This is a genomic window from Dactylosporangium sp. NPDC049525 (genome assembly GCF_040676755.1).
In the GTDB taxonomy this organism is placed as follows: Bacteria; Actinomycetota; Actinomycetes; order Mycobacteriales; family Micromonosporaceae; genus Dactylosporangium.
The window spans coordinates 44,513-57,664 of record NZ_JBFAPO010000005.1 but is presented as its reverse complement, the minus strand read 5'-3'; the positions used below and the strand labels follow the sequence as shown (position 1 = coordinate 57,664).

The 13,152-nt window shown below is 72.2% G+C and carries 10 protein-coding genes and 1 tRNA gene; 4 read left to right on the top strand and 7 right to left on the bottom strand.

Annotation, left to right across the window (positions count from 1 at the left end; translation table 11 throughout):
• Window positions 1-5 precede the first annotated feature (5 nt).
• Both AB0K00_RS10640 and AB0K00_RS10635 read right to left on the bottom strand, forming a co-directional pair.
• Window positions 6-1,370, bottom strand: a complete 1,365-nt coding sequence (locus AB0K00_RS10640; protein WP_363518440.1) for a cystathionine beta-synthase — start codon at window positions 1,368-1,370, stop codon at window positions 6-8.
• Between the two features lie 27 nt (window positions 1,371-1,397).
• Entirely contained in the window at window positions 1,398-1,748 is a 351-nt protein-coding gene (locus tag AB0K00_RS10635) for a DUF1232 domain-containing protein (protein WP_363518438.1), read from the bottom strand.
• Between the two features lie 318 nt (window positions 1,749-2,066).
• Here AB0K00_RS10635 and AB0K00_RS10630 point away from each other — a divergent pair, with 318 nt between their 5' ends.
• The 3 genes from AB0K00_RS10630 (at window position 2,067) to AB0K00_RS10620 (ending at window position 5,214) form a co-directional block, all read left to right on the top strand.
• A complete protein-coding gene (locus AB0K00_RS10630; protein ID WP_363518436.1) occupies window positions 2,067-3,113 on the top strand; it encodes an SGNH/GDSL hydrolase family protein in 1,047 nt (348 codons plus the stop codon).
• Window positions 3,110-3,895 carry an SGNH/GDSL hydrolase family protein gene (locus tag AB0K00_RS10625; RefSeq protein ID WP_363518434.1) on the top strand — a complete coding sequence of 262 codons (786 nt, stop codon included), beginning with the start codon at window positions 3,110-3,112 and terminating at the stop codon, window positions 3,893-3,895. Before AB0K00_RS10630 ends, AB0K00_RS10625 begins: the two co-directional genes overlap by 4 nt.
• A gap of 71 nt (window positions 3,896-3,966) precedes the next feature.
• Window positions 3,967-5,214: an acetyl-CoA C-acetyltransferase gene (locus AB0K00_RS10620; RefSeq protein ID WP_363518432.1), complete on the top strand. Its 1,248-nt coding sequence runs from the start codon at window positions 3,967-3,969 to the stop codon at window positions 5,212-5,214.
• Between the two features lie 54 nt (window positions 5,215-5,268).
• On the opposite strand, the gene AB0K00_RS10615 is transcribed toward AB0K00_RS10620, so the two are convergent.
• The 4 genes from AB0K00_RS10615 to AB0K00_RS10600 form a co-directional block, all read right to left on the bottom strand.
• Window positions 5,269-5,586: a hypothetical protein gene (locus AB0K00_RS10615; RefSeq protein WP_363518431.1), complete on the bottom strand. Its 318-nt coding sequence runs from the start codon at window positions 5,584-5,586 to the stop codon at window positions 5,269-5,271.
• On the bottom strand, window positions 5,586-6,416 hold the full coding sequence (locus AB0K00_RS10610; RefSeq protein ID WP_363518429.1) for a Bax inhibitor-1/YccA family protein: 831 nt from the start codon (window positions 6,414-6,416) through the stop codon (window positions 5,586-5,588). The genes AB0K00_RS10615 and AB0K00_RS10610 overlap by 1 nt, the downstream gene beginning before the upstream one ends.
• A 104-nt stretch (window positions 6,417-6,520) precedes the next feature.
• The gene (locus AB0K00_RS10605; RefSeq protein WP_363518427.1) at window positions 6,521-9,607 is read right to left on the bottom strand and encodes a lamin tail domain-containing protein; all 3,087 of its coding nucleotides are present in this window, start codon (window positions 9,605-9,607) and stop codon (window positions 6,521-6,523) included.
• A 194-nt stretch (window positions 9,608-9,801) separates the two neighbouring features.
• Window positions 9,802-9,885: transfer RNA gene (locus AB0K00_RS10600), tRNA-Leu, on the bottom strand.
• Between the two features lie 148 nt (window positions 9,886-10,033).
• Between AB0K00_RS10600 and AB0K00_RS10595 the strand changes: the two genes are divergently transcribed.
• Complete coding sequence (locus AB0K00_RS10595; protein WP_363518425.1) at window positions 10,034-11,746, top strand: hypothetical protein; 1,713 nt, start codon at window positions 10,034-10,036, stop codon at window positions 11,744-11,746.
• Here AB0K00_RS10595 and AB0K00_RS10590 read toward each other — a convergent pair.
• Window positions 11,743-13,119, bottom strand: a complete 1,377-nt coding sequence (locus AB0K00_RS10590; protein ID WP_363518423.1) for an NAD(P)/FAD-dependent oxidoreductase — start codon at window positions 13,117-13,119, stop codon at window positions 11,743-11,745. The genes AB0K00_RS10595 and AB0K00_RS10590 overlap by 4 nt on opposite strands.
• Window positions 13,120-13,152: the final 33 nt, after the last annotated feature.

Sequence of the window (13,152 nt, the reverse complement as noted above, 5' to 3'; positions counted from 1 at the left end):
ACGGCTCAGCTCAGGTGGGCGAGGAGGTCCTGCCGGGTGATGACGCCGGCCGGCTTGCCGTCGATGAGGACCACCGCGGCGTCGGCCTTCTCCAGGAGGGCGACGGCCTCGCTGACGGGCTGGCCGCCGCCGATCATCGGCAGCGGGTCGCCCATGTGCTTCTCCACGATGTCGTGGAGGTGGGCCTGGCCGGTGAACAGCGCGTCGAGGAGGTCACGCTCCGCGATCGAGCCGGCCACCTCGCCGGTCACGACGGGCGGCTCGGCCTTGAGGACGGGCAGCTGGGAGACGCCGTATTCGCGCATGTAGTCGATGGCGTCGCGGACCGTCTCGTTGGGGTGCACGTGGACCATCTGCGGCATCCGGCCGTCCTTGCCGACAAGGACGTCGGCGACGGTCGGCAGTTCGGCGGCGGTGCGCAGGAAGCCGTACCTGGCCATCCAGTCGTCGTTGAAGATCTTGCTGAGGTAGCCGCGGCCGCCGTCGGGCAGCAGGACGACCACGACGTCATCGGGGCCGGCCTCGCGGGCGACCTTCAGCGCCGCGGCGACGGCCATGCCGCAGGAGCCGCCGACGAGCAGGCCCTCCTCGCGCGCCAGGCGGCGGGTCAGGTCGAACGAGTCCTTGTCGGACACCTCGACGATCTCGTCGCAGACGTCGCGGTCATACGTGGTCGGCCAGAAGTCCTCGCCGACGCCTTCGACGAGGTAGGGCCGGCCGGTCCCGCCGGAGTAGACGGAGCCCTCGGGGTCGGCGCCGACGATGCGGACCGAGCCGCCGGAGACCTCCTTGAGGTAGCGGCCCACGCCGGAGATCGTGCCGCCGGTGCCGACGCCGGCGACGAAGTGCGTCACCTTGCCGGCCGTCTGGTCCCAGATCTCGGGTCCGGTGGTCTCGTAGTGCGAGCGGGGGTTGGCCGGGTTGGCGTACTGGTCGGGCTTCCACGCGCCGGGGATGTCCCGGGCGAGCCGGTCGGAGACGTTGTAGTAGGACCGGGGGTCCTCCGGGGCGACCGCCGTCGGGCAGACGACGACCTCCGCACCATAGGCCCGCAGCACGTTCTGCTTGTCCTCGCTGACCTTGTCGGGGCAGACGAAGACGCACTTGTACCCACGCAGCTGGGCGACGAGCGCGAGACCGACCCCGGTGTTGCCGCTGGTCGGCTCGACGATGGTGCCGCCGGGCTTGAGCAGGCCGGCCTTCTCGGCCTCCTCGACCATGCGCAGCGCGATGCGGTCCTTCACGCTGCCGCCGGGGTTGAGGTATTCGACCTTGGCCAGGACGGTTGCGGAGATTCCGGACGTCACGTTACGGAGCCGGACAAGGGGCGTATTGCCCACCAATTCGACGACGTTGTCGTAGTAGCGCACGCGGCCAGCGTATAGCGCCGGAATCGGCTACTTGACGACGTGTCCAGGAATCACGTTGTCGCGCTGCTTCTCCCACTCCAGGAAGCGCTCCAGCTCGTCCAGCAGCGCCCCGGCGAAATAGGTCGCCATGGCGAGGTCGTCGACGACGCCGAGGACCAGCAGGAACAGCTCCGGCACGGCGTCGATCGGCGAGACGATGTAGACGGCCGAGGCGGCCAGCAGCGCCAGGCGGGTGCCGCCGTCGTATTCGCCCTTCAGCGTGGCCTTGACCATCCGCGGGATGGCGCCGATCCGCTTGCCGAGCCCGGGCGTGCCGGGCTTGAACACCCGCAGGAGCGCCGTCCACGCCAACCGCCGTCGCAGCGTGCTGTCCGCCATGATCGCCGCCCTCTCTCGTCTGGCTATGAATGTAACGGTGCCGGGCCACAACAGCGCGCGGTAAGAATGACGCATGGATCTCGGCGAGGCCCCGTGTGGTCCTGACGGACCGGTGCCAAGCATCGAAGGTTTGCTCCACGGCTGCCGCCGGGCAATCGGAAGGGACCACCCCGCGGGTGCCGCGCAGGGTGGAGCTGACCCGCGCCGGTCCCGATCGGTCGGGATGAGGACGATCGGGATCTTTACCGAGAGTGGCGGATACTTGCGGAGTGGGGGTTAGCCTCGGAGGTCGCGCGGATGCGGGAGGCGGGAAGGGCAATGGGGGCGTTGAAGCTTCGGTCGGAGCAGGTGCGGCGGATCGCTACGGCGGCCGCCGTCGGCGGTGGTGGCCTCGCGGGCGCGGGCGCGCTGTTCTACGGCGTGGTCATCGGGCAGGCGCTGCTGGCCCGGCGGGTCATCCCCCAGGTCGTGAGCCCTCCCCCACGCGCCGACGGCACCTACGGCGCGCACTACGACGGCGAGCCGATCCGCCTGGTCGTGCTCGGCGACTCCTCCGCCGCCGGCTATGGCGCCGAGCTGCCCAGTGAGACCTTCGCCGCCGCGGTCGCGGCCGGCCTTGCCGAGCAGCAGCAGCGCCCGGTGTGGATGCGCTGCCTCGCCGTCGTCGGCTGCGAGTCGCGGGGGCTGCCGCCGCAGGTGGATGTGGCCCTGCGGCACCGCCCCGACGTCGCGGTGATCTGCATCGGCGGCAACGACGTCACCCACCGGGTCAGCGTGCCCAAGGCCGTGCGGCACCTGGTCGACGCGGTGCGCCGGCTGCGGGCCGACGGCATCCAGGTCGTCGTCGGCACCTGCCCCGACCTGGGCACGATCCGGCCGATCCAGCCGCCGCTGCGCTGGCTGGCCCGGCACTGGAGCCGGCAGATGGCGACGGCGCAGACGATCGCGGTGGTCGAGGCCGGCGGGCGGAGCGTCTCGCTGGGCGACCTGCTCGGCGAGCTGTTCTACGCCGAGCCGGACCGGATGTTCAGCTTCGACCGGTTCCACCCCTCCGGCGCCGGATATCTGGCCGCGGCGCAGGCAGTCCTGCCGACCGTGGTCGCGTCGCTGACCGAGCCCGACGTGGCGGCGCCGTTGACCACGTCGCTGCGGGCCGGCGAGGGCGTGCGGTCCCTGCCGCGCGCCGCGGCGGAGGCGGCGCAGCGCCCCGGCACCGAGGTCAGTGCCGCGCAGGTGGCCGGCAGCGAGCGCGGCCCGGCGGGCCGCTGGGCGCAGCTGCGCCACCGGGTCTGGCACCGGCTGCCGCAGCAGGCGGCCCGTGAGCCCTCCCGTACTGAGGACCGCTACCCCCAGGAGTCGACATGATCACGATCAAGCGCCTGGCACGGATGGCCACGGTCACGGTGATCGCCGGCACGGTCGGCGGTGCCGCGGTCCTCGCCGCGCAGGCGATGGCCGCCCGGACCAGGTCTTACGCGAAGCCGGACATGCGCCTGGCGATGCGCTCGGCGGTCGGCGCGGTCGGCAAGCCGCCGATGCGGCTGGTCCTGCTCGGTGACGCCACCGCGCTCGGCGTCGGCGTCGACCGGGTCGCCGACACCGTCGGCGGGCAGCTGGCGGCACTGCTCGCGGAGGGCACCGCGGGCCGGCGGGTGGAGCTGTCCAGCGTGGCCGTGGCCGGGTCCCGCTCCGCCGACCTCGCGACCCAGGTGGCGCGGGCGCTGGTGGGGCCGGCGCCGGACGTGGCGGTCATCCTGGTCGGCACCAACGACGTGACGCACTTCGGCCGCGGTTCGGACGCGGCGGAGTATCTCGGCTCCGCCTGCCGGCGGCTGCGGGACGCCGGCATCCCGGTGGTCGTCGGCACCTGCCCGGACTTCGGGGCGCTGCGGGCGTTCGCGCCGCCGCTGCGGCAGCTGCTCGGCTGGCGCAGCCGGAGCGTGGCGCGGCAGCAGGCCGCGACCGCCGGCGCCGCCGGCGCGGTCGTCGTCGACCTGGCGGCGCGGACCGGTGCGGTGTTCCGGGCGGACGCGGGCACGCTGTGCCACGACGGGTTCCACCCGTCCGCCGACGGCTACCGGGTGTGGGCGCACGCGCTGCTGCCCGCCGTCGAGGAAGCGACCGCGGTCCGCGGGTTTCTGCACTGACGATGCACTGACCGTGCAGATTTCTCACAGCCGCTCGCCCGGCTTCATTACCCTGCAGTAGCGTCAGGGGTATGCCGGAAGCTGTCATCGTCGCCACCGCCCGGTCCCCGATCGGCCGTGCCGCCAAGGGATCTCTGCGCGACCTCCGCCCCGACGACCTCGCCGCGACCATCGTCCGCGCCGCGCTCGCCAAGGTCCCCGAGCTCGACCCGCGGGACATCGAAGACCTCTACCTCGGCTGCGGCCTGCCCGGCGGTGAGCAGGGCTTCAACATGGCCCGCGTGGTCAGCACCCTGCTCGGGTTCGACCACCTGCCGGGCGCCACCACCACCCGCTACTGCGCCTCGTCGCTGCAGACCACCCGGATGGCGTTCCACGCGATCAAGGCCGGCGAGGGCGACGTGTTCCTCTCCGCCGGCGTCGAGTGCGTGTCCCGCTACGCGCGGGGCAACTCCGACGGCCTGCCGGCCGAGGCGCAGGCGGCCGTCGGCGGCCCGTGGCAGAACCCGGCCTTCGCCGACGCGTATGCGCGCACCACGAAGCGCGCCGAGGGCGGCGGCGACGCCTGGCACGACCCGCGCGAGGACGGCGCCCTGCCCGACATCTACGTGGCGATGGGCCAGACCGCGGAGAACCTCGCCGAGCTCGAGGGCGTCACCCGGGCCGACATGGACGAGTTCGGCGTCCGGTCGCAGAACCTGGCCGAGGCCGCGATCAAGAGCGGCTTCTGGGCCCGCGAGATCACGCCGGTGACGACGCCCGACGGCACCGTGGTGAGCACCGACGACGGCCCCCGGGCCGGGGTCACCCTGGAGGGCGTCGCCGGGCTCAAGCCGGTGTTCCGCCCCGACGGCCGGGTCACCGCCGGCAACTGCTGCCCGCTCAACGACGGCGCCGCCGCGGTCGTCATCATGAGCGACGTCAAGGCCCGCGAGCTGGGCATCACGCCCCTGGCCCGGATCCTGTCCACCGGCGTCACCGCCATGTCGCCGGAGATCATGGGCATCGGCCCGGTCGAGGCGTCCCGCAGCGCGCTCAAGCGGGCCGGGATGAGCATCGACGACGTCGACCTGGTCGAGATCAACGAGGCGTTCGCCGCGCAGGTCATCCCGTCCTACCGGCAGCTCGGCATCCCGATCGAGAAGCTCAACGTCAACGGCGGCGCGATCGCGGTCGGTCACCCCTTCGGCATGACCGGCGCCCGCATCACCGGCACCCTGATCAACTCGCTGAGCTGGCACGACAAGTCGATCGGCCTGGAGACCATGTGCGTCGGCGGCGGCCAGGGCATGGCCATGGTCATCGAGCGGCTGTCGTAGCTAGAGTCGTGCCCAGCCGGGCGCGGGCGCCTAAGCCTCACTGAAGCGCAGGCGTCAGAGTTGCCCGCGCACGGCCCGCACCTTGTCGGCGGCCTCGTCCACCAGGGCGGGGCCGCCGAAGCGGGTCAGGTCCGCCGCGACCACCTTCAGCTGGTCCGGCAGGGCGAGGTCGTTGTCGAGGCGGGGCACCGGCAGTCGGTCCCGGCCCTCCGCTTCGGCGCAGCGGTCCGCGAGCCACTGGACCAGGTCGTGCATCGTGTCGCCGCGCGGGACCCCGGACGCACCGGACGCCGCCCATCGGGACGGCGTCCAGTGTCCGACCTGCCCGACCAGCCTGCCCACCGTCACGGTGAGCGGGTCGTCGGGCTGCATCAGCGGCGCAGGTAGCTGAGCATGCGCAGGATCTCCCAGTACAGGAAGATCAGCCCGACCAGGATGCCGAACGCGCAATACCACGCGAACTTCTCCGGCAGCCCCTGCCGCACGCCCTGCTCGACCGCGTCGAAGTCGAGGACGAACGTCAGTGCCGCGACCACGATGATCACCAGGCTGAAGACGATCGGCAGCCAGCCGACCTTGCCTTCCGTGCCGTAGTCACGCAGGCCGAGGTTGAGGCCGAACAGGTAGAAGATGAAGTTGGCCAGGCTCAGCACAACGACGCCGACGAGGGCGCCGATGACCATCTTCGTGAACCGGGGCGTCGCCCGCAGGATCTGCAGTTTGTAGAGCACCGCCATGATCGCGAAGATGCCGAACGTGCCGATGACCGCCTGGATGACGATGCCGTTGAAGGCATGTTCATACCAGCGGCTGACCACCCCGAGCAGGACACCCTGCAGGGCGGCGTAGGGGATGATGACGGCCGGGTTGGTCACCTGCGTGAACGAGATGACCAGGCCGAGGACCAGACCCGCGATGAGCGAGCCGAACAGCGCGATGCCGGTGACGGCACCGGTGTCCGGCAGGAGCGTCCAGGCCGCCGCACCGAAGATGCCGGTGACGAAAAGCAGGCCGACGGTGCGCGTGACGACGTCGTCGATGGTCATCGCCCGGGTGGCACCCGCCTGCGGGGGCACGCCGTATCCGGACTGCGGATACCCATAGCCGGTCGGTGCGCCGAAGCTCGGCGGCGGCTGCACCTGCGACCGTCCCTGTCCAGCCGCCTGGCCAAGGCGGTTGAGCACCGGGTTCGAACTCTGCACGATCAGCCTCCAAGGGCGTTCATTCATGTGTAGTACGAGCGTACCGCGTGTGCCCCCAGCAGGTGGATCTCAGATTTCCGGGGGCACCCGCGGTGCTCGCAGAGCTACAGGCCGAACGTCTCGCAGCGGCCGCCCGTGTTGCTGTTGTTGCCGCGGCCGGCGGACGCGGTGTCGATGCCCGCGCCGCAGTCGACGGCGTCGTTGCCGCTGCCGGTGCCGATCACGTCGGCGCCGTCGCCGGTGGTGACGGTGTTGTTGCCGTTGCCGGCGTCGACCCGGTCGTCGCCGGCGCCGGTCACCACGCTGTCGTTGCCGGAGGCGGTGATGACGACGTTGGTCCCGTCGCCGGCCCGGATGACGTTGTTGCCGCCGCCGGCCTCGATCCGGTCGTCGCCGTTGCCGGTGGTGATCACGTCGTTGCCGGAGGCCGCGATGATCGTGTTGGTCCCGGCGCCCGCGTCGACGACGTTGTTGCCGCCGCCGGCGTCGATCCGGTCGTCGCCGCCCGTGGTGGTGATCACATCGTTGCCGGGGCCGGTCACGACGCAGTCGCTGCCGCCACCGCCGGTGACGACGTCGTTGCCGCCCCGGCCGACGATGAGGTCGCCGCCGGCGGTGCCGGTGAGGCGCTCGTTGCCGGTGGTGCCGACCACGACGCTGTCCACGGCGCCGCACAGCAGGCCGGCGGCCTGGACCGTGACGGCACCGGTGTGCTGGATGCCGGTCAGGGTCGCGGTGAACGCCAGCGAGCCGCCGGCCGGGACGCCGAACGTGATCGGCACGGCGCGGAAGGTCACCGCGACGCTCGCCGGGTCGCCGGACAGCGTGGACAGGCCGACCGCGCCCGTGACCAGATACGACCCCTGGCCGAGCGTGATCGCCGCGGTGCTGCCGGTGAGCTGCAGCGACGCGGGGGTCGTACCGGCGCCGACGTCGAACCGCACGGCGCCGCCGGATCCGGGGGACACCGCGACCGTGCGGTCGCCGCGGGCAGTGATCCGGCCCGAGACGGCGCCGGCGGCGAACGTGTCGTTGGCCGGGTCGGCGGGCGCCGGGTCGACCGCGTCCAGGATGCCGTCGTCGTCGGCGTCGAGGTCGGTGCAGGTGATCGTGCCGGTGCGCAGGGCGTTCCCGCCGGTGTTGCTGTCGTCGGACCAGACGACCGGCTTCCCGCCAGCGACGCACGAGGACTGCGGCGCGATCGCGAAGCCCTCGTTGTTGAGGTTCGGCATGCCGGCCGGGCGTTCGTACAGGCCGCTGACGGCGAACCCGCCGGCGGTCACGTCGAGGGTGGCGACCCGGCCGTTGCAGGTGTCGTCGCAGACCGCCCACAGGTGCCCGGTCTCCGGCTCGAACTCCAGGTCCATCACCGACGGGAACCCGCTGGCGAACGTCGCGACCCGGGTGAACGCGCCGCCGGGTGCGAGCGCGTAGGCGTAGACGCTGCCGTTGGCCTCGAGACCGACGAGGAAGAGCCCGTCGCCGTGACCCGGGTACGCGGCCGGGTCGTAGGCGGCGCCGGTGCGCTGGTCGGCGAACCCGTGCGCGGTGAGGTACGCGTCGGGCACCCAGGTGATCCCTTCGAGCCCGCTGTTGGCGGCGACCGTCGGCAGGTCCGCGGTGAGGTTCCACTCGGCGGTCGCGGTGCCGCTCACGCCGTCGTAGCGCTCGATCGTGGGCCGGCTGACGCCGCTGACCGCGTTGTCCCGCTCGGTCGACACGTAGAGCCCGTCGGGCCGCCACACCACGCCTTCGGCGTCCACGTCACCGGTGCCGTCCGCGTAGTGCAGCACCGTCGTGGCCGCCGGGGTCCACGCCGCGCCGTCCCAGGTGAGGCGGTAGAGGGTGCCCGGTCCGTTCTTGACCGCCCAGAGGACGGAGCCGCTCTGGAACGACAGCCCGCTCATGTTGCCGCCGAACACGCCCGGCAGGTCGGCGGTCGCGACGGCGGCGCCGCCTGGCCACACCGACGCGGGCGTCTGGCCGGCGCACGCGTTGGCCGCCCCCTTCGTCGCGGCGGTCGTGGTGGCGAACTGCCCGGTGCCGTCCGGGCAGCGGCCGTAGGTCACGGTCGCGTGGGCGGTCCAGGCGTACGAGTCGAGCAGCGTCACCCCGTCGGCGGCGAAGAGCCGGGCCGAGTCGGCGGCGCCGAGCCCGAACACCGGGTCGACGTCGAGGGCCAGGTAGGCACCGGCGGCCAGGACCGTGCCGGCCGGGACCGGGAACGCGTGGGTGTCGTCGTTGTCCTTGACGATCCAGCCGGACACGTCGACGGGCGCGACGCCGGTGTTGACCAGCTCGACCCAGTCACCGGGCGTGCCGCCGTTGGACTCGACCTCGTTGATCTTCACCTTCGCGGCGGGGGTGGCGCAGTCGTTGGCGGCGGCCCGGGTCGACGAGGCGGTCGTGACGAACGCGCCGGTGCCGTCCGGGCAGCGGCCGTAGGTCGTCGCGGCGTGCGCCGTCCAGCTGTAGGAGTCGATCAGCGTCACCCCGTCGGCCGCGAAGAGCCGGGCCGAGTCGGCGGCGCCGAGCCCGAACACCGGGTCGACGTCCACCGCCAGGTAGGCACCGGCGGCGACACTCGTACCGGCGGCAATGGTGAACACGTGGGTGTCGTCGTTGTCCTTGACGACCCAACCGGACACGTCGACGGCCACGGCGCCGGTGTTGAGCAGCTCGACCCAGTCACCCGGCGTGCCGCCGTTGGACTCGACCTCGTTGATCTTCACCTTCGTCGCCGGGCTCGCGCAGTCGTTGGCCGCGGCGCGGGTGGAGGCATTGGTGGTGACGAACGCGCCCGAGCCGTCCGGGCAGCGGCCGTACGTGGTGGCGGCGTGCGCGGTCCAGCTGTAGGAGTCGATCGGCGTCACCCCGTCCGCGGCGAACAGCCGGGCCGAGTCGGCGGCGCCGAGCCCGAACACCGGGTCGACGTCCACCGCCAGGTAACCACCCGCGGCGACACTGGTACCGGCGGCGATGGTGAACACGTGGGTGTCGTCGTTGTCCTTGACGACCCAACCGGACACGTCCACGGCCACCGCACCGGTGTTGACCAGCTCGACCCAGTCACCGGGCGTGCCGCCGTTGGACTCAACCTCGTTGATACGGATGGCGGACGCGTCCGCCGCCACCGCCGGCGAATAGCCGACGGCGATACCGGCAAATGCGGTCGCTACCGCAACAATCACTCGGAACTGGGTGCGCAATGTGACAGGCCTTTCGCGGAAAGGTGTTTTCCGCGAAGCCTCAACCATGACGACGAAGGGAACATGAACGCACGACGAAACAATAGGTGCCTGGTGCGTCGCTTGCGGCGCATGCGGGGCCCGCGGGGTGGGAACCCCCGCGCGGGACCCGCCGCCCGCGGTGGGACAGCTAGTAATGGTGCCCGGGGCGGGGTTCGAACCCGCACGCCTCGCGGCAGCCGCTTTTAAGGCGGCCGTGTCTGCCGTTCCACCACCCGGGCGTAGAAACGCGTCTCACGGTAGCCCGTCCGACGAACCCTCAACACCGACAAGGGGACCGCCGTTACTGTCATCCGGGTGAGCAGCACCCCACTGACCGACGAGGTTGAGATGGCGCCGCCGGAGACCTTGACAAATGAAGGTCAACTGATGCAAGCGCCCCGCCGCTGGCTGGTCGACACGGGCGTCGGGCTGCTCTTCGTCCTCGCCGCCGCGCTGCTGACGCACCGGCTCTGGCCCGGGCCGGCGGGACGAGCGCTCGCCCTCAACCCCAGTGACCAGGCGCTGGACGAATGGTTCCTCGCCTACGCCACCCGAGCGTACCGCGGCGACTTCTCCCTCGTGACCGGCATGCTCAACGCGCCCGAGGGCGTCAACCTGCTGTGCAACGCCTCACTGATCGGCATGGGGCTGCTGCTCGCGCCGATCACCCTGGCGTTCGGCGCGCCGGTGACGTTCAGCGTGCTCGTCGCCGGCAACCTCGCCGCGACGGGGATCGGCTGGTACCTGCTGTTCGCCAGGAGCCTCGGCGTGCACCGGACCGGCGCGCTGATCGGCGCCGCGTTCGCCGCCTTCGCCCCCGGCATGGTGTCGCAGTCCAACGCGCACCTGCACATGACGGCGGCGTGGCTGGTGCCGCCGATCGTCTGGTGCGTGGTCCGCCTCGCCCACCAGACGGAGGTCACCTGGCGGACCGCCCGGACGGGGCTGCTGCTCGGCGGGCTCGTCGCGGCGCAGTTCTTCGTCGGCGAGGAGGTGCTGTTCCTCAGCGCGGTGACCCTGGCCCTGTTCACGCTCGTGTTCGTGGTGGCCGCCCGGCCGTCGCCGCGGGTGGCGCCGCCGTTCGTCTTCGGCCTGGGCATCGCCGCCGGGCTGGCCACGGCGCTGCTGGCCTACCCGTTGTGGCTGCAGTTCCACGGGCCGCAGAGCGTCGAGGGCGGCGTCTTCGCGCCGTCGTTCTTCTCCACCGACCTGTTCAGCTTCACCGCCATCTCGCCGCTGTCCCTGGCCGGCGACGACAGCGCCGCGCGACTGGTCAGCGGGCCGGCCGAGTACACCACCTTCTTCGGGGCGCCACTGCTGCTCGTCGCGCTCGGGGCGACGATTTGGATGTGGCGGCGTCCTGCCGTCGTCGCGTCCGCGGTCACCGCGGTCGTGCTGTGCCTGTTCGCCCTCGGGCCGTATGTCGTCGTGGACGACGAGCCGACCGACCAGCGGGGCCTCTTCGCGCTGCTGTCCGGGCTGCCGGTGATCGAGTCGGCGCTGCCGACGCGGTTCGCCCTGGCCGCGATCCCGTTGCTGGCCGTGATCCTGGCGCGGGTCGTCGACGCGGCGATCACGCAGACGGAGACGCTGCGGCTGCTCGTGCCGGTCGCCGTGGTCGCCGCCCTCGTGCCCCTCGCCCCGGCGCCGCTGCCCGTGGCCGACCGGGCGCCCGTGCCCCGCTTCTTCACCGAGGGGTACTGGCGGGTGTACGCGCCCGAGGACGGCGTGGTCGTGCCGGTGCCGCTGCCCGACCCCCGGGACCCCGACGCGATGCGCTGGGCCGCGGCGACCGACGCGCGGATCGCCACGCCACAGGGCTGGTTCATCGGGCCGTACGGCAAGGGCGGCGCCGCGGCCGTCGGCGTCTACCCCCGCCCGACGTCGCAGCTGCTGCAACGGGTCGCGCGGTCCGGCATCCCGGTGACCGTCACCGACCAGGACCGGCAGGCCCTCACCCGCGACGTCGCGTACTGGCGGGCGGCGTCCTTCGTGCTGGACCAGCGCCACCCGAACGCCGGGGTGCTCAAGCAGACCATGGACGGGCTGCTCGGCCCCGGCGAACGGGTGGAGGACGTCTGGGTGTGGCGCGCGCCTTAGGCGGCTTTCACCGCTTTCGCCGGCTCCGGCTGCTCCGTCTTCGTGGGCAGCGGGATCGGCGGGGCCACCGTCAGGAACGGCTCGCGCGGCTCGTGCAACGACCCCAGCGCGACGACCTCGCGGCGCAGCACCAGCTGCAGCGTCCAGTCGACCAGCACCCGGATCTTACGGTTGAGCGTGGGAATCCGGCTCAGGTGGTACGACCGGTGCATGAACCACGCCGGCAGGCCGCGGACCTTCACCCCGTAGACGTGCGCGACGCCCTTGTACAGGCCGAGGCCGGCGACCGAACCGACGTGCTTGTGCTTGTAGTCGACCGGCTGGCGGCCGCGCACGACCGCGGTGATGTTGTCGGCGAGCCGCGCCGCTTGGCGCACCGCGTGCTGCGCGCTCGGCGAGCACAGCGTCCCCGGCACCTTCGACGAGAGGTCCGGCACCGCGGCGCAGTCGCCGGCGCTCCAGGCACCTTCGACGACGTCCCCGTGCGGGTCCACGACCTGCAGCGTGGGCAGGCAGGTGATCGCGCCGCGCTGGGTCCGCGGCAGGTCCGTGTGCTCCAGCATCGGGTGCGGCTTGACGCCCGCCGTCCACACGATCGTGTCGGCCGGGAACTCGTCACCGTCGGACAGCTTCACGATCCCGTCGACACACGACTCCAGGCGGGTGCCGAGCCGGATGTCGATCGCGCGCCGGGTGAGCTGCACCACCGTGTAGGCGCCCATCTCGGGGCCGACCTCGGGCAGGATCCGCTGCGCCGCCTCGACGAGGATGAACCGCACGTCCTCCTGCGGGATCTCCGGGTAGTAGCGCAACGCCCCGCGGACCATGTCCTCCATCTCCGCGAGGGCCTCGATCCCGGCATACCCGCCGCCGACGAACACGAAGGTCAGCGCGCGGCGCCGGGTCGCCGGGTCGCTCGTCGTCGCCGCGACGTCGAGCCGGTCCAGGACGCTGTTGCGCAGGAAGATGGCCTCGCCGATCGTCTTGAACCCGACCGCCTGCTCGCGCAGGCCGGGGATCGGCAGGGTGCGCGACACCGAACCCGGCGCCACCACGATGTGGTCGTAGGGCACCTCGCGGGGCGGCCCGACGATCGGCTGGACGATGGCCACCTTGCGGGCGTGCTCGATCCGGGTGACCTCACCGGAGAGCACGTGGCAGCGCTTGAGCTCGCGCCGCAGCGGCACGACCGAGTGCCGCGGGGAGATGTTGCCGGCCGCCGACTCCGGTAGGAACGGCTGGTAGGTCATGTGCGGTTGCGGGTCGACAACCGTCACTTCGGCTTCGTGGCGGTGCAGCTTCTTGGACATGCGCAGAGCGGCGTAGAGCCCGACGTGCCCGGCACCGACGATAAGGATTCTCTTAGCAGCCACGTCAGCAACGCTAGCCGCGAAACCCCCTCCCCT

What these genes read in the sequence shown, in the direction of transcription:
- AB0K00_RS10635 (WP_363518438.1), bottom strand. Translation starts at nt 1,748, where the DNA reads ATGGCGGACAGCACGCTGCGACGGCGGTTGGCGTGGACGGCGCTCCTG.
- AB0K00_RS10630 (WP_363518436.1), top strand. Translation starts at nt 2,067, where the DNA reads ATGGGGGCGTTGAAGCTTCGGTCGGAGCAGGTGCGGCGGATCGCTACG.
- AB0K00_RS10625 (WP_363518434.1), top strand. Translation starts at nt 3,110, where the DNA reads ATGATCACGATCAAGCGCCTGGCACGGATGGCCACGGTCACGGTGATC.
- AB0K00_RS10620 (WP_363518432.1), top strand. Translation starts at nt 3,967, where the DNA reads ATGCCGGAAGCTGTCATCGTCGCCACCGCCCGGTCCCCGATCGGCCGT.
- AB0K00_RS10615 (WP_363518431.1), bottom strand. Translation starts at nt 5,586, where the DNA reads ATGCAGCCCGACGACCCGCTCACCGTGACGGTGGGCAGGCTGGTCGGG.
- AB0K00_RS10595 (WP_363518425.1), top strand. Translation starts at nt 10,034, where the DNA reads ATGCAAGCGCCCCGCCGCTGGCTGGTCGACACGGGCGTCGGGCTGCTC.